22 protein-coding genes are annotated in these 19,922 nt (G+C 69.7%); 8 read left to right on the top strand and 14 right to left on the bottom strand.

Annotation, left to right across the window (positions count from 1 at the left end; genetic code table 11):
• Positions 1-323: 323 nt before the first annotated feature.
• The 7 genes from AC1G9L_RS14220 to AC1G9L_RS14190 all read right to left on the bottom strand — a co-directional run bounded on the left by AC1G9L_RS14220 (position 324) and on the right by AC1G9L_RS14190 (position 6,646).
• Complete coding sequence (locus tag AC1G9L_RS14220) at positions 324-656, bottom strand: non-heme iron oxygenase ferredoxin subunit (RefSeq protein ID WP_017915885.1); 333 nt, start codon at positions 654-656, stop codon at positions 324-326.
• Positions 653-1,189, bottom strand: a complete 537-nt coding sequence (locus AC1G9L_RS14215; RefSeq protein ID WP_019799167.1) for a GNAT family N-acetyltransferase — start codon at positions 1,187-1,189, stop codon at positions 653-655. The genes AC1G9L_RS14220 and AC1G9L_RS14215 overlap by 4 nt, the downstream gene beginning before the upstream one ends.
• Before the next feature lie 101 nt (positions 1,190-1,290).
• Entirely contained in the window at positions 1,291-2,541 is a 1,251-nt protein-coding gene (locus tag AC1G9L_RS14210) for a SufS family cysteine desulfurase (RefSeq protein ID WP_019799168.1), read from the bottom strand.
• On the bottom strand, positions 2,538-3,800 hold the full coding sequence (gene sufD / locus AC1G9L_RS14205; protein ID WP_019799169.1) for a Fe-S cluster assembly protein SufD: 1,263 nt from the start codon (positions 3,798-3,800) through the stop codon (positions 2,538-2,540). The genes AC1G9L_RS14210 and sufD overlap by 4 nt, the downstream gene beginning before the upstream one ends.
• Entirely contained in the window at positions 3,797-4,564 is a 768-nt protein-coding gene (sufC, locus tag AC1G9L_RS14200; protein WP_209031706.1) for a Fe-S cluster assembly ATPase SufC, read from the bottom strand. The genes sufD and sufC overlap by 4 nt, the downstream gene beginning before the upstream one ends.
• A gap of 165 nt (positions 4,565-4,729) precedes the next feature.
• Entirely contained in the window at positions 4,730-6,172 is a 1,443-nt protein-coding gene (gene sufB / locus AC1G9L_RS14195; RefSeq protein WP_019799171.1) for a Fe-S cluster assembly protein SufB, read from the bottom strand.
• Positions 6,173-6,187: 15 nt separating this feature from the next.
• Positions 6,188-6,646 carry an SUF system Fe-S cluster assembly regulator gene (locus AC1G9L_RS14190; RefSeq protein WP_017913833.1) on the bottom strand — a complete coding sequence of 153 codons (459 nt, stop codon included), beginning with the start codon at positions 6,644-6,646 and terminating at the stop codon, positions 6,188-6,190.
• 195 nt (positions 6,647-6,841) lie between these two features.
• Between AC1G9L_RS14190 and AC1G9L_RS14185 the strand changes: the two genes are divergently transcribed.
• Entirely contained in the window at positions 6,842-7,309 is a 468-nt protein-coding gene (locus AC1G9L_RS14185) for an SET domain-containing protein (RefSeq protein ID WP_010342011.1), read from the top strand.
• A gap of 97 nt (positions 7,310-7,406) precedes the next feature.
• Entirely contained in the window at positions 7,407-7,952 is a 546-nt protein-coding gene (locus tag AC1G9L_RS14180) for a type 1 glutamine amidotransferase domain-containing protein (RefSeq protein WP_010342010.1), read from the top strand.
• A 135-nt stretch (positions 7,953-8,087) separates the two neighbouring features.
• On the opposite strand, the gene AC1G9L_RS14175 is transcribed toward AC1G9L_RS14180, so the two are convergent.
• The 5 genes from AC1G9L_RS14175 to AC1G9L_RS14155 all read right to left on the bottom strand — a co-directional run bounded on the left by AC1G9L_RS14175 (position 8,088) and on the right by AC1G9L_RS14155 (position 10,977).
• Complete coding sequence (locus AC1G9L_RS14175) at positions 8,088-8,684, bottom strand: DUF1439 domain-containing protein (RefSeq protein ID WP_019799172.1); 597 nt, start codon at positions 8,682-8,684, stop codon at positions 8,088-8,090.
• 89 nt (positions 8,685-8,773) lie between these two features.
• Complete coding sequence (locus AC1G9L_RS14170) at positions 8,774-9,073, bottom strand: DUF3861 family protein (protein ID WP_010342007.1); 300 nt, start codon at positions 9,071-9,073, stop codon at positions 8,774-8,776.
• A 94-nt stretch (positions 9,074-9,167) separates the two neighbouring features.
• On the bottom strand, positions 9,168-9,734 hold the full coding sequence (locus tag AC1G9L_RS14165; protein WP_481069352.1) for a M23 family metallopeptidase: 567 nt from the start codon (positions 9,732-9,734) through the stop codon (positions 9,168-9,170).
• Positions 9,735-9,738: 4 nt separating this feature from the next.
• A complete protein-coding gene (locus AC1G9L_RS14160; protein WP_019801214.1) occupies positions 9,739-10,434 on the bottom strand; it encodes a DUF533 domain-containing protein in 696 nt (231 codons plus the stop codon).
• A gap of 144 nt (positions 10,435-10,578) precedes the next feature.
• Positions 10,579-10,977, bottom strand: coding sequence for an HU family DNA-binding protein (locus AC1G9L_RS14155; RefSeq protein WP_026143706.1), 399 nt, complete (start codon positions 10,975-10,977; stop codon positions 10,579-10,581).
• Positions 10,978-11,267: 290 nt separating this feature from the next.
• On the opposite strand from AC1G9L_RS14155, the gene AC1G9L_RS14150 reads away from it, so the two are divergent.
• Positions 11,268-11,699 carry an OsmC family protein gene (locus AC1G9L_RS14150; protein WP_481069351.1) on the top strand — a complete coding sequence of 144 codons (432 nt, stop codon included), beginning with the start codon at positions 11,268-11,270 and terminating at the stop codon, positions 11,697-11,699.
• Between the two features lie 226 nt (positions 11,700-11,925).
• Positions 11,926-12,531, top strand: coding sequence for a glycine zipper 2TM domain-containing protein (locus AC1G9L_RS14145; RefSeq protein WP_010342001.1), 606 nt, complete (start codon positions 11,926-11,928; stop codon positions 12,529-12,531).
• 98 nt (positions 12,532-12,629) lie between these two features.
• Here AC1G9L_RS14145 and AC1G9L_RS14140 read toward each other — a convergent pair whose 3' ends face one another.
• Positions 12,630-13,508: a PhzF family phenazine biosynthesis protein gene (locus AC1G9L_RS14140; RefSeq protein WP_481069350.1), complete on the bottom strand. Its 879-nt coding sequence runs from the start codon at positions 13,506-13,508 to the stop codon at positions 12,630-12,632.
• A 207-nt stretch (positions 13,509-13,715) separates the two neighbouring features.
• Positions 13,716-13,865, bottom strand: coding sequence for a PhzF family phenazine biosynthesis protein (locus AC1G9L_RS14135; RefSeq protein WP_019800514.1), 150 nt, complete (start codon positions 13,863-13,865; stop codon positions 13,716-13,718).
• A gap of 222 nt (positions 13,866-14,087) precedes the next feature.
• Between AC1G9L_RS14135 and AC1G9L_RS14130 the strand changes: the two genes are divergently transcribed.
• Genes AC1G9L_RS14130 through murD form a run of 4 tightly spaced genes read left to right on the top strand, consistent with a single transcriptional unit; the run spans position 14,088 to position 19,902 of the window.
• Positions 14,088-16,697 carry a bifunctional aspartate kinase/diaminopimelate decarboxylase gene (locus AC1G9L_RS14130; RefSeq protein WP_481069349.1) on the top strand — a complete coding sequence of 870 codons (2,610 nt, stop codon included), beginning with the start codon at positions 14,088-14,090 and terminating at the stop codon, positions 16,695-16,697.
• The gene (locus tag AC1G9L_RS14125; protein WP_481069348.1) at positions 16,681-17,133 is read left to right on the top strand and encodes a hypothetical protein; all 453 of its coding nucleotides are present in this window, start codon (positions 16,681-16,683) and stop codon (positions 17,131-17,133) included. The genes AC1G9L_RS14130 and AC1G9L_RS14125 overlap by 17 nt, the downstream gene beginning before the upstream one ends.
• A complete protein-coding gene (murL, locus tag AC1G9L_RS14120; protein ID WP_481069347.1) occupies positions 17,130-18,485 on the top strand; it encodes a UDP-N-acetyl-alpha-D-muramoyl-L-alanyl-L-glutamate epimerase in 1,356 nt (451 codons plus the stop codon). The genes AC1G9L_RS14125 and murL overlap by 4 nt, the downstream gene beginning before the upstream one ends.
• The gene (gene murD, locus AC1G9L_RS14115) at positions 18,466-19,902 is read left to right on the top strand and encodes a UDP-N-acetylmuramoyl-L-alanine--D-glutamate ligase (protein ID WP_481069346.1); all 1,437 of its coding nucleotides are present in this window, start codon (positions 18,466-18,468) and stop codon (positions 19,900-19,902) included. The genes murL and murD overlap by 20 nt, the downstream gene beginning before the upstream one ends.
• The last annotated feature ends 20 nt before the right edge of the window (positions 19,903-19,922 follow it).

The raw sequence follows: 19,922 nt of genomic DNA, 5'->3' as shown, positions 1-19,922 counted from the left end.
AGTACCAGGGATGGTCGCGGCACTTGTTTTGATACGAAATGCAACGAATATTTCACGCAATCGTGACGCAATTGCATATTCGTCTACCTCGTTTCCCATTAACGGCGAGGGCATCGGGATCTTTAATCGGATTGATCGAGATGCTCTTTCCATCTCAGTTGTGGATGTCTCACGCGTGCGCATGCACACGGCAAGTGCACGCGCCGTGAGGATGCGATTGGGATCAAGGCCGTGTCGACGCGCGTTCAAGGCGCAGGAGCATGCTGCGTCACGCTATCGCCAGGGGCGCGGCAAAGTGCGTCTTGCGGCGGAGTGGGGCGGCCTCAGCCGCGGTCGTCGCGGGTCCACAGCCCGCCGTGTTCGGACTTCACCGGAAACTTCGGCACCGGGCCGTAGGCCGGCGCGCACAGGGCGCGGCCGTCGCGCACGTCGAAGCGGGCGCCATGCAGCACGCACTCGATGCTGCCGGCAGCAGGGTCGAAGGTGCCGGGCGACAGCTCGTAGTCCTCGTGGCTGCAGCGGTCTTCCAGCGCATAGAACTGGCCGTCGAAGTTGAACACCACGATCGGCGTATCGGTCACCTCGTCCCACACCGTCTTCATTTCGCCCGGCAGCAGTTCGCCGTCGGCGCAGACGAAGGTCCAGGTCTCGCTCATGCGGCACCGCCCAGCGGCTTCTCCAGCACCTCGAAGCGCAGGTCTTCGCGCTTGGGCAGGCCGAAGCGCGCATCGCCGTACGGAAACGGCTTCTTGATGCCGGTGCGGCGATAGCCGCGGCGCTCGTAGAAGGCGATGAGTTCCTCGCGCAGGTCGATGACCGACATCCGCATCAGCGGCAAGCGCCACTCCTGCCAGGCGATGCGCTCGGCCTCGGCCAGCACGGTCTTGCCCAGGCCGCCGCCCTGCGCCTGCGGCTGCACCGAGAACATGCCGAAATAGCCGGCGCCGTCCTCGTCGGCGACGTGCGCGCAGGCGATCAGCACGCCGTCGCGCTCGGCCAGCAGCACCAGGCTGCGCGGGCGCAGGATGTCGGCGCGCAGCACCTCGCGGTCGATGCGGTTGCCGTCGAGCAGGTCGGCTTCGGTGGTCCAGCCGACGCGGCTGCTGTCGCCACGATAGGCCGAGGTGACCAGCGCGGCGATGGCGTCGAGATCGTCGACGGTGGCGGTGCGGAAGGTGAGCGTGTGCATGGGCCGATTTTAAGCCTGGCGGCCGGGATTCGGGAGTGGGGATTGGGGATTGGCGAAGGCGGAGCTTTACGAATCCCCAATCCCGAATGCCCAATCCCCGCTCAAACCAACAGCGTCCGCACCTTCCGCAGCGCCGCCACGAAACGCTCGATCTCGGCATGCGTGTTGTAGAACGCCAGCGAGGCGCGGCAGGTGGCGGCGACGCCGTAGAACTGCAGCAGCGGATGCGCGCAGTGCTGCCCGGAACGCACCGCCACGCCCTCCAGGTCGAGCAGGGTGGCCAGGTCGTGGGCGTGCGCGCCCTCGATCAGGAACGAGACCACCGCGGCCTTGCCCGGTGCGGTGCCGAACAGGCGCAGGCCGTCGATCCGCTGCAGCTCCTCGGTGAGGTGCGCGAGCAGTTCGGCCTCGCGCGCTTCCACGTGCTGCAGCCCGACCCCCTGCAGATAGTCCACCGCCGCGCCGAGGCCGACGAAGCCGGCGATGTTCGGGGTGCCGGCCTCGAACTTGTGCGGCGGGTCGTTGAACACGGTGCCGTCGAAGCTGACTTCCTTGATCATCTCACCGCCGCCCAGGAACGGCGGCATCGCCTGCAGGTGTTCGCGCCGCGCCCACAGCGCGCCGGTGCCGGTCGGGCCGCACATCTTGTGGCCGGTGATGGCGTAGAAGTCGCAGCCGATCGCGGCCACGTCCAGCGGCCGGTGCGGCGCGGCCTGGGAGCCGTCGATGACGCTGACGATGCCGCGCTTGCGCGCCTCACGGCAGATCTCGCGCACCGGGTTGACCGTGCCCAGCACGTTCGAGACATGGGCCAGGGCCAGCAGCTTGACGTCGGCGGTCATCGCCGCGCGCAGCGCGTCCAGGTCCAGCGCGCCGTCGGCGGTGATTTCGGCGACCTTGACCGTGGCGCCGGTGCGCTGCGCGACCAGTTGCCAGGGCACGATGTTGGCGTGGTGCTCCATGCGCGACACCAGGATGGTGTCGCCCGCACGCAGCCGCGGCAACGCCCACGAGTACGCCACCAGGTTCAGCGCGAAGGTCGCGCCGCTGCACAGCACCAGTTCGTCGGCGCGCACGTTGAGGAAGCGCGCCAGCCGGGTCCGTGCGCCTTCGTAGGCCTCGGTCGCCTCGCTGCCGAGCGCGTGCACGGCGCGGCTGACGTTGGCGTTGTGGCGACGATAGAACGCGTCGGTCGCCGCGATTACCTGCAGCGGCTTCTGCCCGGTGTTGGCGTTGTCGAAGTACACCAGCGGCTTGCCGTGCACTTCCCGCATCAGCAGCGGGAAGTCGCGGCGGACCGCGTCCCAGTCCGGCGCCTGCGGCGTGGCGGTGTGCGCGGCTGGCCCGTTCATGCCACGCCTGCGGCGCTGAGCGCCCGCTCCAGCCGTGCCAGCAGGCCTTCGCCCAGCGCCGGCGCCAGCGTGCCGACCGGCTCGCGGCAGAACGCGGCGGTCAGCAGCTGCTGCGCGCGTTCCTGCGGCAATCCGCGCGAGCGCAGGTAGAACAGCGCATTGGCATCGAGCTGGCCGACGGTGGCGCCGTGCGCGGCCTTGACCTCGTCGGCATCAATCACCAGCACCGGCTGGGTGTCGATCTCGGCGTCGGCGGACAGCAGCAGGTTCTTGTTCGACAGCGCCGCGTCGGTGCCGTCGGCACCGTGGCGGATATGAATGCCACCATGGAAGGCCACGCGGCTGCGGCCGGTGGCGACGCCGCGCCACAGCAGTTCGCAGGCGGTGTCGCGGGCGATGTGCTCGATGCCCAGGCGGGTATCGAGCTGGCGCCGGCCGTTGCCGAGCAGCACGCCGTTGGCGACCAGCCGGGCGTTGTTACCCTCCAGGCGCACATTCAGTTCGTGCCGGACCAGCGCGCCGCCCAGTTCCAGGTCCACGCGCCGGTACTGCGCGTCGCGCGCCAGCACCGCGTCGGTACGCAGCAGTGCGGTGACGCCGGCGGCCTCGTCCTGGACGCGGGCGTGGGTCAGTTGCGCGCCGGCGGCCAGGTGCACGTGCGCCAGGCTGTTGCTCAGGTGCGCGGCATCGCCGGCATGCAGGTGATGCTCGACCACGGCCAGCGCCGCGTCCTGGCGCAGTTCGATCAGGTGGCGATGGTGCCAGGCCAGGTCGGCCTCTGCGGCCGTGGAGACGAACACCAGGTGCAGCGGCAGTTCCACGCGCACGCCGGCGTCCACCCGCAGCACGCTGCCTTCGTCGGCAAGGGCAGCGTTGAGCCGGGCGAACACTTCGTCGCTGCGCTCGAAGCGGCGGCCGAGGAAGCGCATGGCATCGTCGCCGCGTTGCAGGATCGTCGACAGGCGCTGCAGTTCCACCCCGGCCGGCAGGCCGGACAGGTCCGACAGCGCATCGCTGGCGCGGCCGTTGACGAACACCAGGCGCGGCGCCGGGATGCCGTCGAGCAGCGCGGCGTCCACCACTGGCGCGCTCTGCGGCGCCGGGGCGAAGCTGCGCCGTTCCAGCGCACGCAGCGAGGTGTATTTCCAGGTTTCGCTGCGCGCGCCGGGCAGGCCGTCGCGCAGCGCCTGCTCCAGCGGCGCACGGCGCGCGCTATCGCCGTGGAATGCGGCGGCCAGCGAGTCGAGCAGGGCGCTCATTGCACTGCCGCCTCGGGCGCCACGCGCTCCTTCAGCCAGGCATAGCCGTGCGCTTCCAGTTCCAGCGCCAGTTCGGGGCCGCCGGTCTGCACGATGCGGCCGTCGGCCAGCACATGCACCACGTCCGGCTTGATGTAGTCGAGCAGGCGCTGGTAGTGGGTGATCACCACGAACGCGCGCTCCGGCGAACGCAGCGCGTTGACACCTTCGGCCACGGTCTTGAGCGCGTCGATGTCCAGGCCGCTGTCGGTCTCGTCGAGGATCGCCAGCTTCGGTTCCAGCACCGCCAACTGGAAGATCTCGTTGCGCTTCTTCTCGCCGCCGGAGAAGCCCTCGTTGACGCCGCGATGCAGCAGTTCGTCCTTGAGGTGCAGCACCGCCAGCTTCTGCCGGACCAGCTTGAGGAACTGCATCGAATCCAGTTCCGCTTCGCCGCGCGCCTTGCGCTGCGCATTGAGTGCGGCGCGCAGGAAGTAGGTGTTGTTCACGCCGGGGATTTCCACCGGGTACTGGAAGGCCAGGAACAGGCCGGCGGCGGCGCGCTCCTCCGGCTCCAGTTCGAGCAGGTCGGCGTCGTCGAAGCGCACGCTGCCGTCGGTGACGGTGTAGCCGTCGCGGCCGGCCAGCACGTTGCCCAGGGTGGACTTGCCGGCGCCGTTGGGGCCCATGATGGCGTGCACTTCGCCGGGCTTCACCTGCAGCGACAGGCCCTTGAGGATGTCCTTGCCGGCGACGGAGGCGTGGAGGTTTTCTATGGTGAGCATGGGGTAGTCCATCAGAATTCTTGATGTAGCCCCTCTCCCGCCGGGAGAGGGGTTGGGGTGAGGGTGCGGTGCGAAGCATCTAGCGGGTTTGGGTGCACGAGGCTGCGCCCGTACCCTCATCCGGCGCTTCGCGCCACCTTCTCCCGACGGGAGAAGGGAAGGGCGCTAGCCCACCGAGCCTTCCAGCGACACTTCCAGCAGCTTCTTGGCTTCCACCGCGAACTCCATCGGCAATTCGCGGAACACCTGCTTGCAGAAACCGTCGACGATCATCGACACCGCGTTCTCCTGGTCGATGCCGCGGGCGCGGCAATAGAACAGTTGGTCGTCGCTGATCTTGGAGGTGGTGGCCTCGTGCTCGACGGTCGCGGTCGGATGCTTGACCTCGATGTACGGGAAGGTGTGCGCGCCGCACTGCTTGCCGATCAGCAGCGAGTCGCACTGGGTGTAGTTGCGCGCGCCCTCGGCGCTGCGCTCCACCTTGACCAGGCCGCGGTAGGTGTTCTGCCCGCGGCCGGCGCTGATGCCCTTGCTGACGATCTTGCTCTTGGTGCGCTTGCCGACGTGGATCATCTTGGTGCCGGTGTCGGCCTGCTGGCGGTGATGGGTCAGCGCCACCGAGTGGAACTCGCCCACCGAATCGTCGCCCAGCAGCACGCACGAGGGGTACTTCCAGGTGATCGCCGAACCGGTCTCGACCTGGGTCCAGGTGATCTTGCTGCGCGCGCCGCGGCACTCGCCGCGCTTGGTCACGAAGTTGTAGATGCCGCCGCGGCCTTTCTCGTCGCCCGGGTACCAGTTCTGCACGGTGGAGTACTTGATCTCCGCGTCTTCCAGCGCCACCAACTCGACCACCGCCGCGTGCAGCTGGTTCTCGTCGCGCATCGGCGCGGTGCAGCCTTCCAGGTAGGACACGTAGGCCTTGTCCTCGCACACGATCAGGGTGCGCTCGAACTGGCCGGTGTGGCCGGCGTTGATGCGGAAATAGGTGCTCAGTTCCATCGGGCAGCGCACGCCCTTGGGGATGAACACGAAGCTGCCGTCGGAGAATACCGCCGAGTTGAGCGCGGCGAAGAAGTTGTCGCCGACCGGCACCACGCTGCCCAGGTACTGCCTGACCAGCTCCGGATGTTCCTTGATCGCCTCGGACATCGAGCAGAAGATCACGCCCTTCTCGGCCAGCTCCTTGCGGAAGGTGGTGCCGACCGACACCGAGTCGAACACCGCGTCCACCGCCACGCCGGCCAGCTTGGCGCGCTCGTGCAGCGGCACGCCGAGCTTGTCGTAGGTGTCCAGCAGCTCCTTCGGCACCTCGTCCAGCGAGGCGTACTTCGGGCCCTTGGGGGCGGAGTAGTAGCTCAGCGCCTGGAAGTCGATCGGCGCGATGTCCAGCTTGGCCCAGTGCGGCATCGGCATCTTCAGCCAGTGCCGGTAGGCGGCCAGGCGCCATTCGGTCATCCATTCCGGCTCGTCCTTCTTCACGGACAGGGCGCGCACGACGTCCTCGTTCAGGCCGGGCAGGAACGAATCGGATTCGATGTCAGTGACGAAGCCGGCGTCGTAGCGACGTCCCAGCCGGTCCAGGATTTCAGCGTTTTCGGTGGCCATGGGGCTGCCTACAGGTCAGGTGGTCGCGAACCGCACGGCGATGGGACGCCGTTTCGGATCGCCGGAGGGGGGGAGGGGGTGAAGCATCTGCGCCAGGGTCACGCCGCGCAGCGCGTCGGCGACCACGTCGTTGATCAGCCGCCAGTTGGAGCGCACGCCGCAGGTCTGGGCGATGCTGCACTGGCTGCCGTGGTGGCTGCATTCGGTGATCGCCAGCGGGCCTTCCATCGCCTCGACGATCTGGATCAGAGTGATGGCGTCGGCCGGCCGCGCCAGCCGATAGCCACCGCGCACCCCGCGCAGGCCCTCGACCAAGCCGGCCTGGGCCAGCGGCTTGAGCAGCTTGCTGACCGTGGGCGGCTCCAGCCCGGCCTGTTCGGCCAATTCGGTCGCGCTCAACACTTCGTTCGGACGCGCGGCGAGCACGGTCAGCACGACGGTGGCGTAATCGGTGAGCTTGGTGACGCGGAGCATGGCGACACGGTGGGAATTCAATGCGGACCGAAATTGTACTCTTTTGCGCCGCAGCGTCCAACTGGGCCATTCATCTCTTATTTCGATCGGTACGATCGGGCCGGAGCGGGGACGCGGTCGGCGGGCCGGCACGCGCGGACTTGGGATCGCAGGCGATGTGCGCCAGAATCTAGGCTTTCCTGTCCGGATCGCCGCATGCCCCGCAAGATCGCCGCCCGCAAGTCCCGCATCCATGGCAACGGCGTGTTCGCCGTGCTTCCGCTCAAGAAAGGCGAGCGGGTCATCGAGTACAAGGGCCGCCGACGCAGCCACGCCGAGGTCGACCGCGACGAAGCCGGCGACGTCGAGACCGGGCACACCTTCCTGTTCACCCTCAGCGACGACTACGTGATCGATGCCAACTACGAGGGCAACGACGCGCGCTGGATCAACCACAGTTGTGCGCCGAACTGCGAAGCGGTGATCGTCGAGGCCGAGGGCGACGACCGGCGCAAGGACAAGGTGGTGATCGAGGCGCTGCGCGACATCAAGCCCGGCGAGGAACTCACCTACAACTACGGCATCACCCTGGCCGAGCGGCACACGCCGCGGCTGAAGAAGATCTGGGAGTGCCGCTGCGGCGCGAAGAACTGCACCGGCACCATGCTGCAGCCCAAGCGCTGACGTCGCGTGCAGCCATGCACGCCGCGCCGACGCGCGGTTCACGGCACTGCCACCGGCGCGTTTCTACGGTGGGACTCCCCTACTCGAGGAGTGTCCCATGAGCGCAATGCCTTCCCTTGCCGGCAAGCAGGTGGCTGTCCTGGCCACCGACGGTTTCGAACAGTCGGAACTGCAGGAACCCAAGCGCCTGCTGGAATCCTGGGGCGCTCAGGTCGACGTGATCGCGCCGGGCGACGCGAGCAGCATCCGTGGCTGGAACAAGAAGGACTGGGGCGACAGCGTGCCGGTGGACAAGCGCCTGCAACAGGCCCAGGCCGGCGACTACGACGCGCTGGTGCTGCCGGGCGGTGTCATCAACCCGGACAACCTGCGCACCGAGCCGACCGCGATCGCCTTCATCCAGTCCTTCGCCAGCGCCGGCAAGCCGGTGGCGGCGATCTGCCATGGCCCATGGCTGCTGGCCGAGAGCGGGCTGGTGCGAGACCGCCAGGTGACCTCGTGGCCGTCGCTGAAGACTGACCTCTCCAATGCCGGTGGACGCTGGGAGGATCAGGAGGTGGTGGTGGACGGCAACCTGATCACCAGCCGCAAGCCGGACGACATTCCGGCGTTCGCGCAGGCGGTGGCCAAGGCGCTGGGCTGAGTCCCGGCAATTCGTCTGCGCCGCCGCGATGGTGGCGCAGTCGGGAAAACCTGGAAACAGGAACGGCGGCCAAGGCCGCCGTTTCTACGTGCACTGCTGGTAGCGGCTGCCGCCGCACCCTGGCCGTCGCGTGGGTTACTGCCCCGGAAGCATGCCCGCCGGCACCAGCTTGCCGATGTCCTGGTTGAAGCGCACCACCAGCGCGCCGTTTTCCACGCCGGCCGACTGGATCTGCACATCGCCCAGCATCGCGGTCAGGCGCGGGTCGAGCTTGTAGATCGGCTCCTTGCGCGCATAGTCCTCCAGCCAGGCATTGAGCAACTCCCGCGTATTGGCGTCGAGCTTGCCGCCGTTGGCGGCCGGGCGGAAGTCGTCGATGGTGGGGGATTGCAGGTGGAAGCTCTGGCTTTGCTGGTCGTAGCGCAGCGCGCTGGTCAGCAGGACCTGCCCCAGCGGCGTTGGCGCGCCGCCGCCCGTGGCCATGCTCAGGTCGAACTGCATCTTCAGGCGGTCGCCCGGCGGCAGACTCAGCTTCGGATCGCGGACGGTCATCTTGATCAGCCCGCCCAGCGCCTTGTGCGTCTGCGGGAAGCTGCCGTCCAGGTAATGCTGCACGTCGGCGGCGCCGACACTGACCTGGTGGCCCTGGATGGTCGGTTCGGCCTGGGCCTGGGTGGCGACGGCGAGCGCCAGCAGCGCCGCCGCGCGCAGGGTGAACGTGCGGAAGATCATCGGGAAGCCCTGGACGAACGAGAGGAATTCACCATAACGGTGGCCGGTGAATGCGCGATTAGCGGAACCGGCGGCGCGGGAGTCGTCGCTCAGGCGGCCGGCAGCGCCAGCCGTGCCAGCAGCGCGTCCAGCGCCGGCTGCAGCGGCGCCAGCAGTTCACGCGCCTCTCCCTCGCTGCGCTCGCCGAGGCCGCGCAGCAACTGCGTGCCGACGATCAGCGCGGCGCGCTCGTCGCCGCGCAGTCCGGGCTGGCGCTGTGCCGCCTCGAGCAGGCGCATCCAGTCCTGCCGACAGCGTGCCTCCAGTTCGATGGTGCAGCGGCCCTGGCAGGGCAGGCCGTCGTCCTGGATCGGGGTGACGGTGACGCGGTAGCGTTGGGAGGCGGTCATGGCAGTGGCGCACGCGGGGTGTGCCTCCAAGATAGGCGCGGTCGAGCGGGACCACGAGCCTGTCGCTCGCGACGCTCTGTTCCAGTGCGTCCGTTCAGCGTGCCGCGCGCAGCAGCGGCAGCGGATCGTAGGCGCCGCCTTCGGCGTAGACGCCGTAGTGCAGGTGCGGCGGCGTGCTGTGCGCGTTGCCGCTGTCGCCGACCGCGCCGAGCGGGTCGCCCGGTTCCACCAGGTCGCCGACCTGCAGCCCGGGCGCCCACGTTTCCAGGTGCGCGTAGTAGTGCCGCTGGCGGGCCGGCCCGAGCACCCAGACCTGGCGGCCGCCGAGGCCGCGGTCGGCGATGGCCACGACGATGCCGCGCGTCGCAGCCACCACCGGGGTGCCGCGCCTGGCGAAGATGTCCACGCCGGCGTGTTGGCGGTCGCGCCCGCGCGGCGCGCCGAAGGTGGCGGCCACGCGCCGCGGATCCACGCCTTCGACCGGCATGTGCAGGGCCGTCGGCGCCGGCGCGCGCGCCAACTCCCAGCCGACGCGCAGGCGCTGCACCCACGGATGCCGCCAGGCCCAGGCCGCGGCCACCGCCAGTGCGGCCAGCAAGGCCGCGCGCAGCAGTTCGCGGCGCAGGCGCTGCGCTGGCGAAAGCGTGGGCGCCGCGGCCATGCGCTCAGTCCGCGTGCAGGGCGGCCGCCTGTTCCTGCAGACGCTGCTTCAATGCGTCGTCGATGCCGAGCTGTCGTGCCAGTTCGTCCAGGTAACTGCGCTCCATGAAGCTCTGTTCGTCGGCGGCGAGCAGGCTGGCCAGATACATTTCCGCGGCCATCTCCGGGGTGGTCGATGCGCGCGCCACTTCGGCCGGATCCAGCGGCTTTTCCAGTTCCGCATGCAGCCACTGCTGCACGTCGGCGTCGTTGCCGTGGAGGCGGGCGAATTCGCCTTCGATCAGCGTCCGCTCGCGCTCGTCCAGATGGCCGTCGGCCTTGGCCGCGCCGACAAGAGCGCGCAACACCGCCTGGCTGTGCTGTTCGACTTCCAGCGGCGGCAGCCGGTCCAGCGTCTGCGGTTCGGGCGCGGCGGCGCCGAGTTGCTGGCGTCGGTAGTCGCCATAGGCGCGATAGGCCATCAGTCCCAATGCGGCCAGCCCGCCATAGGTCGCCAGCTTGCGCGTGGTGCGGTGCTTGCCGAGCAGCAGGCCGAGCGCGCCGCCGCTGAGGGCTCCCTTGCCGAAATCGGCGTTGAGCAGGCCGCCCAGGCCGCCGGTGCCGGCGGGTGCCGGAGCGGCAGCGCCGGTCTTGTCCGTGGCCTGGCCGGGAACGCCCTGCGCCGATTGCAGCAGTTGGTCGAGAAAGCCCTGTAGTTTCATGCAGGTGATCCGATCGAAGGGAAGCACCGGTATAGCGGTCGCGGCCTTAGCGGGCCGTCAATCCGGGCGCGCAGGCCGCGCAAAAAAAAACGAGACGGCCGGGGCCGTCTCGTCGGTGTGCTTGCCTGGATCAGGCGACGCTGCTCAGAGCGCGGCGTCCTTGAGCTTCTTCAGCGGGCGCACCTTGAGCTTGGTGGTGGCCGGCTTGGCGGCGAACCACTGCTCTTCCTTGGTGAACGGGTTGATGCCCTTGCGCTTCGGCTTGGCCGGCACGCTGACGGCGGTGATCTTCAGCAGGCCCGGCAGGGTGAACGAGCCAGCGCCCTTCTTGCTGACCGAACCGGCCACGGCGTGCTCCAGCGAGGCCATCACGGCGCGCACGTCCTTGGCGATCACGCCGCTGGTTTCGGCGATGTGGGCGACGAGTGCGGACTTGCTCAGCACGTCCTTGATCGGCTTGGGAGCGGCCGGCTTGGCGGCGGCCTTGGTCGCTACCTTCTTCACTGCCTTCTTCGGGGCAGCCTTTTTTGCGGTCTTTGCCATGATGTCCTGATTCCGTATTTGGTGGTTTGGGTCGCGCCGACCCCGTCGGCATGGCGAAATGTAGGGCATGTGCTACGCCGCGCCAATAGGCCGGAAGCAAAAAAACGCGAATATTCGCCGGGACTGGCGTCTTTTTCGCCGACGACGGCGCCGGCGCCGGCACTTCGCGTGGCGAGATGGCCGGGCATTTCCGCTGTCGCGCGTGCCCATCGCCGCTGCCAGGCAGAAGCACAAGCCCGTAACGCCGCCTCGCCTATGGTCCGCGCTCCACTCACCGACAGGAGCCTCGCATGGGCATTTCGCGTCACGCCACCGCGCATTGGGAAGGCGATCTCAAGACCGGCCAGGGCCGGTTGAACACGCCGCAGAGCGGCCTGCTGGAGAACACCCGCTATGCGTTCAACAGCCGCTTCGGCGAGGAGAAGGGCACCAATCCGGAGGAACTGATCGCCGCCGCGCACGCCGGCTGCTTCACCATGGCGCTGTCGGCAAAGCTGACCGAAGCCGGCTTCCCGCCGACCGCGCTGGACACCCGCGCCGACGTCGACCTGTCGATGGAAGGCGGGCCGCAGCTCTCGCAGATCCGCCTGAAGGTCAAGGCCGTGGTGCCGAACATCGAGGCCACGCGCTTCCGCGAACTGGCCGACGACGCCAAGCAGAATTGCCCGGTGTCCAAGGCGCTGAGCGCGGTGCCGATCAGCCTGGAAGCGGAACTGGGCTGAGCCCGGCGCGGCCCGGCGGCATGCCGGGCCGCGCGTGTTGCGGCGCACCGGCACGGTGTCGCCGCGAGGTGGCCATGCACATCGCTGCCGTACCGACTGCACGCATGGGCCGCCCGATGCTGTCGCGCCACTAAATGTAAGCGGCGCAACCGTCCCTATTCAGTCTGGTTTCACCGCCTCGGATCGAGCATGCAGTCGCGCGATCCACGCGCTTGGAACCATCGCCATGAACAAGCTCTCGACCCGTCTGTTGACCGCTGCGCTCGCTGTCGGCGTCATCGGCTCCGCCGCCGCGCAGGATTACGGTTACACCCGCTATGACGACTACCGCGACCGTGGGTATGCGTCCGGCACCTACGAATACGCGCGCGTGGTGCGCGCCGATCCGATCATGGTGCAGGTCAACGGCCCGCGCGAGACCACCGAGCGCTGCTACGACCGCCCGGCGTCGGGCAGCTACGCCAGCGACTACGGCTACCGCGGCACCGATGGTGGCCGCACCGCCTCGTCGGTGGTCGGCGGCATCGCCGGTGCGGTGCTCGGCAGCCGCGTCGGCGGCGGCAATGGCCGCTTCGTCGGCACCGCCGTCGGCACCATGCTCGGCAGCCTGGCCGGCCGCTCGATCTACGACACCAATGCCCGCGCCTATGGCGGCGGCTACGGTGGCGGCGTGGTCCGCGAATGCGAGCCGGTGTCCTATCGGACCGAACGCTACGACCGCGTCGACGGCTACGACGTGACCTACGAATACGGCGGCCGCTACTACCACACCCGCACCGCCTCGCCTCCGGGCGACCGCATCCGCGTCCGCGTCGACGTGCTGCCCGACTGACGTATTGCCCGACTAAACCAAAGGGCGCCTCCTTGCGAGGCGCCCTTTGTTTTGCACGTCCGTCGGCACCTGCGATGCAGGGCGCCGGCGACCTTCGATCAGGGCCAGTCGATGTGGCCTTCGATCACCGTCTGCACCTGGCCGCCGGACCACACCTCGCCAGTCTCGTCCACGTGCAGCGTCAGCAGCGCGTCGTGGCCGACTTCGCGGCCCTGGCTGGCGACGTAGCGGCCGCCGTTGCCGGGCAGGGCCTTGCTGTGATCCAGCCACGCCGCCAGCACCGCGTTGGCCGCGCCGGAGGCGGCGTCCTCGAAGCGACGGCCGTTGCCGACGAAGGCGCGTACGGCCAGCGCGTAGGTCTGGCCGCTGGCGCGCGCGTAGGCGAACACGCCCATGCTGGCGGTACTTTCGGCCAGGGCAGCGATCGCGTCCCAGTCCGGCGCCAACGCACGCAGTGCGGCTTCGTCGGCCACCTCGACCAGCCACCAGCAGCGGCCGCCGTCCATGCGCACTGGCGGCAGCGCGCCCAGGGGCCAGCCGCGCAATGCCGCCTGCAGGCGCGGATCTGCGGCATCGGCGATCTCGGCCACCTGCGCGCGCGGGGTGCGGATGGCGATGCTGCGTACTCCAGCATCCACATCGACGCGCAGCGGCAGCAGCCCGGCGATGCCGTCCTGCATCAGCACGCCGTCCCGCGGCGTGGCGATGCCGGCTTGCAGCGCGATGTGCGCAGTGCCGACGCTGGGGTGGCCGGCGAACGGCACTTCTTTCTGCGGGCTGAACATGCGCAGGCCGTAGCTGGCGTCCGGGCGCGTCGGCGCGAACACGAAGGTGGTTTCCGGCAGACGCGTCCAGCGTGCGATGGCCTGCATCGTGGCGGCGTCCAATCCATCGGCATCGAGCACAACGGCCAGCGGATTGCCGTTGCCGGCGTGGGTGGAGAAGACATCGACCTGGAAGAAGCGGCGTGCGGCCATGGCGGGAAACTCCGGACGGCGGTGGGGGAGGCCGGAGCTTACCAAGCGATCTTGTCGGCGATCACCGCTTGCACCAGGTTGCCGGTTCATCCCTCGGCGGCGGCACGGTGTCGCGGCGCCTGCACGCGGACTGCGTCCCTAAAGCGTGGCGACCGTCTGCGTGGGTGTCGATCCGCACCGGCAGCAGACCGGCATCGCACTGCTGGATCAGCACGCCGTCGCGGGCGTGGCCAGGCCGAGTTCGACGGCCGCCCAGGCCGCGCCGACGCTGTGGTGGCCTGCGAACGGCAGTTCTCCCTTGGGGGGGAAGAGGCGGATGCGGTCGTCCGCGCCCGCGCCGGGCGCCAGCAAGAGCACCGTCTCCGACAGGCTCGGCAGGCGGCCAGGCGCTGCATGCGCGGTGCGTCCAGGTTGGCGGCATCGCGCACCGCGCACAATGAAGTGCCCACCCCAGGCTGGCGGAAAAGACGCCCGGTTGCGCCTGGCGGCGCGCGCTCATCCGCGCTCCGTTGGCAGTAGAATCGGGGGTTCCGCTCGAGCATTCGGGCGTTTTCCCCACATCTCAGACACCCCCACTCCATGTCAGCTTCCTCTCCTGTCGATCGCTGGATCGTCCTCAAGTTCGGCGGCACTTCGGTGTCGCGTCGTCATCGCTGGGACACGATTGGACGGCTGGCGAAAAAACGCGCGGAGGAGACCGGTGCGCGGGTGCTGGTGGTGGTGTCGGCCTTGTCCGGTGTCACCAACGAACTGACCGCGATCGCCGACGGCAGCGCCGACAGCGCGCAGCGCGTGGCCGCGCTGGAGCAGCGCCACCGCGACTTCCTGGCCGAACTGGAACTGGACGCCGAGGCGGTGTTGGGCGAACGCTTGGCGGCGCTGCGCGGCCTGCTCGACGATCCGCGCGCGGCCGAGCGCACGCTGGATTGGCAGGCCGAGGTGCTGGGGCAGGGCGAACTGCTGTCCTCCACTCTCGGCGCCGCCTACCTGCGCGCCAACGGCCTGGACATGGGCTGGATGGATGCGCGGCAGTGGCTGGACGCGCTGCCGCCGCAGCCGAACCAGAGTGCCTGGTCGCGGCGCCTGTCGGTGTCGTGCCAGTGGCAGTCCGATCCGCAGTGGCGGGCGCGCTTCGTCGCCCAGCCCACGCGCATGCTGATCACCCAGGGCTTCATCGCCCGGCATGAGGACGGCGGCACCGCCATCCTCGGCCGCGGCGGCTCGGATACCTCGGCGGCGTATTTCGGCGCGCTGCTCGGCGCCAGCCGGGTCGAGATCTGGACCGACGTGCCCGGCATGTTCAGCGCCAATCCGCGCGAAGTGCCGGATGCGCGCCTGCTGACCCGCCTGGACTATTACGAAGCGCAGGAAATCGCCACCACCGGCGCCAAGGTGCTGCACCCGCGCTCGATCAAGCCGTGCCGCGATGGCGGCGTGCCGATGGCGATCCTGGACACCGAGCGCCCGGAGCTGCCCGGCACCAGCATCGACGGCAACGCCCGCACCGTGCCCGGGGTCAAGGCGATCAGCCGCCGCAACGGCATCGTGCTGGTGTCGATGGAAGGCATCGGCATGTGGCAGCAGGTCGGCTTCCTGGCCGACGTGTTCGCGCTGTTCAAGAAGCACGGGCTGTCGGTGGACCTGATCGGTTCGGCCGAGACCAACGTCACCGTGTCGCTGGACCCGAGCGAGAACCTGGTCAACACCGACGTGCTGGCCGCGCTGTCGGCCGACCTGGCGGAGATCTGCCGGGTCAAGATCATCGTGCCGTGCGCGGCGATCACCCTGGTCGGGCGCGGCATGCGCTCGCTGCTGCACAAGCTCTCGGACGTGTGGGCCACGTTCGGCAAGGAGCGCGTGCACATGATCTCGCAGTCGTCCAACGACCTGAACCTGACCTTCGTCATCGACGAGACCGACGCCGACGGGCTGCTGCCGATCTTGCACGCCGAGCTGATCGACAGCGGCGCGATGCCGGTGGAGGAGACCGAGGTGTTTGGCCCGCGCTGGCGCGAGATCGCCGGCACGGTGCGGCCGCGGCCGGTACCGTGGTGGCAGGGCGAGCGCGCGCATCTGCTGCGCCTGGCCGAGGCCGGCACGCCGCGCTACGTCTATCACCTGCCGACCCTGCGCGAACGCGCGCGCGCGCTGAAGGCGATCGCCGCGGTGGACCAGCGCTATTACGCGATCAAGGCCAACGCGCATCCGGCGATCCTGCAGACCCTGGTCGAGGAGGGCTTCGGCCTGGAGTGCGTCTCGCACGGCGAACTGCGCCGGGTGTTCGAGATCGTGCCGGAACTGTCGCCGCGGCGGGTGCTGTTCACCCCCAGCTTCGCGCCCCGCGCCGAGTACGAAGCCGCGTTCGCGCTGGGCGTGACCGTGACCGTGGACAACGTCGAGGCGCTGCAGCGCTGGCCGGAGCTGTTCCGTGGCCGCAGCCTGTGGCTGCGCATCGACCTGGGCCATGGCGACGGCCACCACGAGAAGGTCAACACCGGCGGCAAGGCCTCCAAGTTCGGCCTGTCGGCGACCCGCGTCGACGAGTTCGTCGAGGCCGCGCGCGCGCTGGACATCCGCATCGTCGGCCTGCACGCGCATCTGGGCAGCGGCGTGGAGACGGCGCAGCACTGGCGGCGCATGTGCGACGAGTTGGCCGGCTTCGCGCGGCGCATCGGCAGCGTCGAGATCATCGACATCGGCGGCGGCCTGCCGATCCCGTACAGCGCCGACGACGAACCGTTCGACCTGGACACCTTCGCGCAGGGCCTGGCCGAGGCCAAGGCGGTGCATCCGGCGTTCCGCCTGGCGATCGAACCGGGCCGCTATCTGGTCGCCGAATGCGGTGTGCTGCTGGCCCGCGCCACCCAGGTGATCGAGAAGGACGGTATCCGCCGGGTCGGCCTGGATGCCGGCATGAACACCTTGATCCGCCCGGCGCTGTACGACGCGTGGCACGACGTGGCGAACCTGAGCCGCCTGGAGCAGCCGGCCGAGACCGTGTTCGACGTGGTCGGGCCGATCTGCGAGTCCAGCGACGTGTTCGGCAAGCGCCGGCGCCTGCCGGCGGGCACCGCGCCCGACGACGTGATGCTGATCGCCGACGCCGGTGCCTACGGCTACAGCATGGCCAGCACCTACAACCAGCGCGAATTGCCCCGCGAGGAGGCGATCGATGCGCGCACGGACTGAGTTCGTCGCGGGCAGCGCCGCGGCCGGCGCGCTTGCGATGGTGGCTGCCACCGCGGTGGATCAGTCCGGCACGTCGCTGCCGTGGACCGACAGCCTGAAGTGGGCGCTGCCGGCGCTGGCTGCGGCCGCGGCTGGGGCGTGGCTGGCGTTGCGCTGGCAGAGCGGCGGGCCCGCGGCGAGCACCGGCGCGCTGGCCCTGCGCACCTCGCTCCTGGCCACGTTGGCCTACCTGCCGGCGCTGGCGCTGTATGTGCTGGTGGCCGTGCTGGCCTCCGCCGCGTCGGTGCCGGCCGGACAGCACTGGCAACTGCTGCTGATGGCCTTCGTGTTCGGCTGCCTGCCGCTGCTGTGGGCCGCCTTGCCGTTTTCGATGCTCGAATTTCTTCTGTGCCGCCGCTATCTGCGGCACACCCGTGTGCTTGCAGGACGTCCATGACCGCTTTCGACAAACAGCAGATCGCCACCTTCCGCTTCGTGCGCTGCGGCTTCGACGCCGACAGCGGCGTGGCGCGCCTGGTCTATGCGTTCGACGACGGCCCGGAGCTGGTGGAGACCATCACCGTGCCCGGCGCGCCGTTCGCGCTCGACCCGGCGCGCGCGCAGGCGGCGCAGCGCGCCCTGCGCCTGCTGCACCTGATCGCCGGCGTCAGCTACTACAAGGCGGCGGTGCCGCCGCGCATCGTCATCGACGACTACGCCATCGATGCGGAGACCGCCGCGCTGCTGGACAGCGTGTACCTGCATGGCCTGGGCGAGTTCGCCTATCGCAACGGCCTGGACCTGCGTGGGCGCATCCGCTTCCCGGCTGCGGAGGCCGACGCGGCCTATGCCGCGGCGCTGGGGCTGCGCGACCAGGCGCTGGTGGCGATCGGCGGCGGCAAGGATTCGCTGGTCAGCATCGAAGCGTTGCGCGCGGCCGGCGTGGCGCAGACGGTGACCTGGATCGGCGGCTCGCAGCTGATCCGCGCCTGCGCCGAGCGCACCGGCCTGCCGACCTTGAACATCGGCCGCACGCTTGCGCCGGAGCTGTTCGAGTTGAACCGGCAGGGCGCGTGGAATGGGCATATCCCGGTGACGGCGGTGAACTCGGCGATCCTGGTGTTCGCCGCGGTGCTGCACGACGCCGGCCAGGTGGTGTTCTCCAACGAGCACTCGGCCAGCTATGGCAGCCAGATCGCCGGCACCGGCGAGGTCAACCACCAGTGGTCCAAGGGCTGGGCCTTCGAGCAGGCGTTCGGTGAGCAGGTGCAGCGCTACGTGGCCGCGGACCTGCGCTACTACTCGCTGCTGCGGCCGCTGTCGGAACTGGCGGTGGCGCGGCAGTTCGCCAAGACCGACCACTACGACGCGCATTTCTCCAGCTGCAACCGCAATTTCCACATCCTAGGCGAGCGCCCGGCGCACCGCTGGTGCGGGGTCTGCCCGAAGTGCCATTTCGTGTTCCTGGCGCTGACGCCGTTCATGCCGAAGACGCGGCTGGTGCGGATCTTCGGCCGCAACCTGCTCGACGACGCCGGCCAGGCCGGCGGCTTCGATGCGCTGCTGGAGTTCCAGGACCACAAGCCGTTCGAGTGCGTCGGCGAAGGCCGCGAGTCGCGCGCGGCCATGGCGGCGCTGGCAGCGCGCGCGGAATGGAAGGAGGACGCGCTGGTGGCGCGCTTCATCCGCGAGATCCAGCCGCAGCTCGACCCCGCCGACCTGCGCGTGGAGCCGTTGCTGGAACTGGACGCGCAGCACCGCATCCCCGCCGACCTGTGGGAACGCGTGCGTGCGAATTTCGCAGCTTGAGACGCAGCGCGTCGCGCTGTGGGGTTGGGGGCGCGAGGGCCGTGCGGCATATGCGGCGGTGCGTGGCTGGGAATCGGGAATCGGGAACGGGGAATCGCCAAGCGCGCTGCCGCTGACGGTGTTCTGTTCGGCTGACGAAGCGGCGGAGATCGCCGCGCTGCACGATCCTGTGTTGCATGTCGAGACCGAGGCCACTGCCGAGCGCCTGGCCGCGTTCGATGTGGTGATCAAGTCGCCCGGGATCAGTCCGTACCGGCCCGAGGCGCAGGCCGCCGCGGCGCGCGGCACCCGCTTCATCGGCGGCACCGCGCTGTGGTTCGCCGAGCACGCCGGTGCCGACGGGGTGGTGCCCGGCAGCGTCTGCGTCACCGGCACCAAGGGCAAGAGCACCACCACCGCGCTGCTGGCGCACCTGCTGCGCGCCGGCGGCCACCGCACCGGCCTGGTCGGCAACATCGGCGTGCCGCTGCTGGAAGTGCTGGCGCCGATGCCGCCGCCGCAGTACTGGGCGATCGAACTGTCCAGCTACCAGACCGGCGACGTCGCCCGCAGCGGCGCACGGCCGCAACTGGCGCTGGTGCTGAACCTGTTCCCCGAGCATCTGGACTGGCACGGCAGCCAGGCGCGCTACATCGCCGACAAGCTCGAGCTGGTCACCCATGCGCGGCCGCGCATCGCCCTGCTCAACGCCGCCGATCCGCAACTGGCCGCCCTGCAACTGCCCGACAGCGAGGTGCGCTGGTTCAACCGCGAGGACGGCTGGCACATGCGCGGCGAGGTGGTCTACCGCGGCGACACCGCGGTGTACGACAGCGCGCAGGCGCCGCTGCCGGGCCGGCACAACCGCGGCAACCTGTGCGCGGTGCTGGCCGCGGTCGAGGCGCTGGGCCTGGATGCGGCGGCGTTGGCGCCGGCGGCCGATCGTTTCCGGCCGCTGCCGAACCGGCTGCAGACCCTGGGCACGCGCGACGGCGTGACCTATGTGAACGACTCGATCAGCACCACCCCGCATGCCAGCCTCGCGGCGCTGGAGTGCTTTCGCGGGCGGCGCATCGCGCTGCTGGTGGGCGGTCACGACCGCGGCCTGGACTGGCAGGATTTCGCCGCGCACATGCGCGATGGCGGGGCGCCGCTGGAGATCGTCACCCTGGGCGCCAACGGCCCGCGCATCCATGCGCTGCTGGCGCCGCTGGCCGCCGCCGCCGGCTTCGGCCTGCATGCCGCGGCCGACCTGGCGGAGGCAGTGGCGCTGGCACGCGCGGCATTGGGCGAGCAGGGCGGCGTGGTGCTGCTGTCGCCCGGCGCGCCCAGCTTCGGCGCCTACCGCGACTACGTGGCGCGCGGCCGCCATTTCGCCGCGCTGGCCGGGTTCGACCCGGACGCGATCAGCGCCATTCCTGGGCTGGGCATCGCCTGAGCCGCGTCGCCTCGGCGCAC

This window comes from Xanthomonas sp. NCPPB 1132, assembly GCF_056629235.1.
This window is presented reverse-complemented; position numbering and strand designations above follow the sequence as displayed.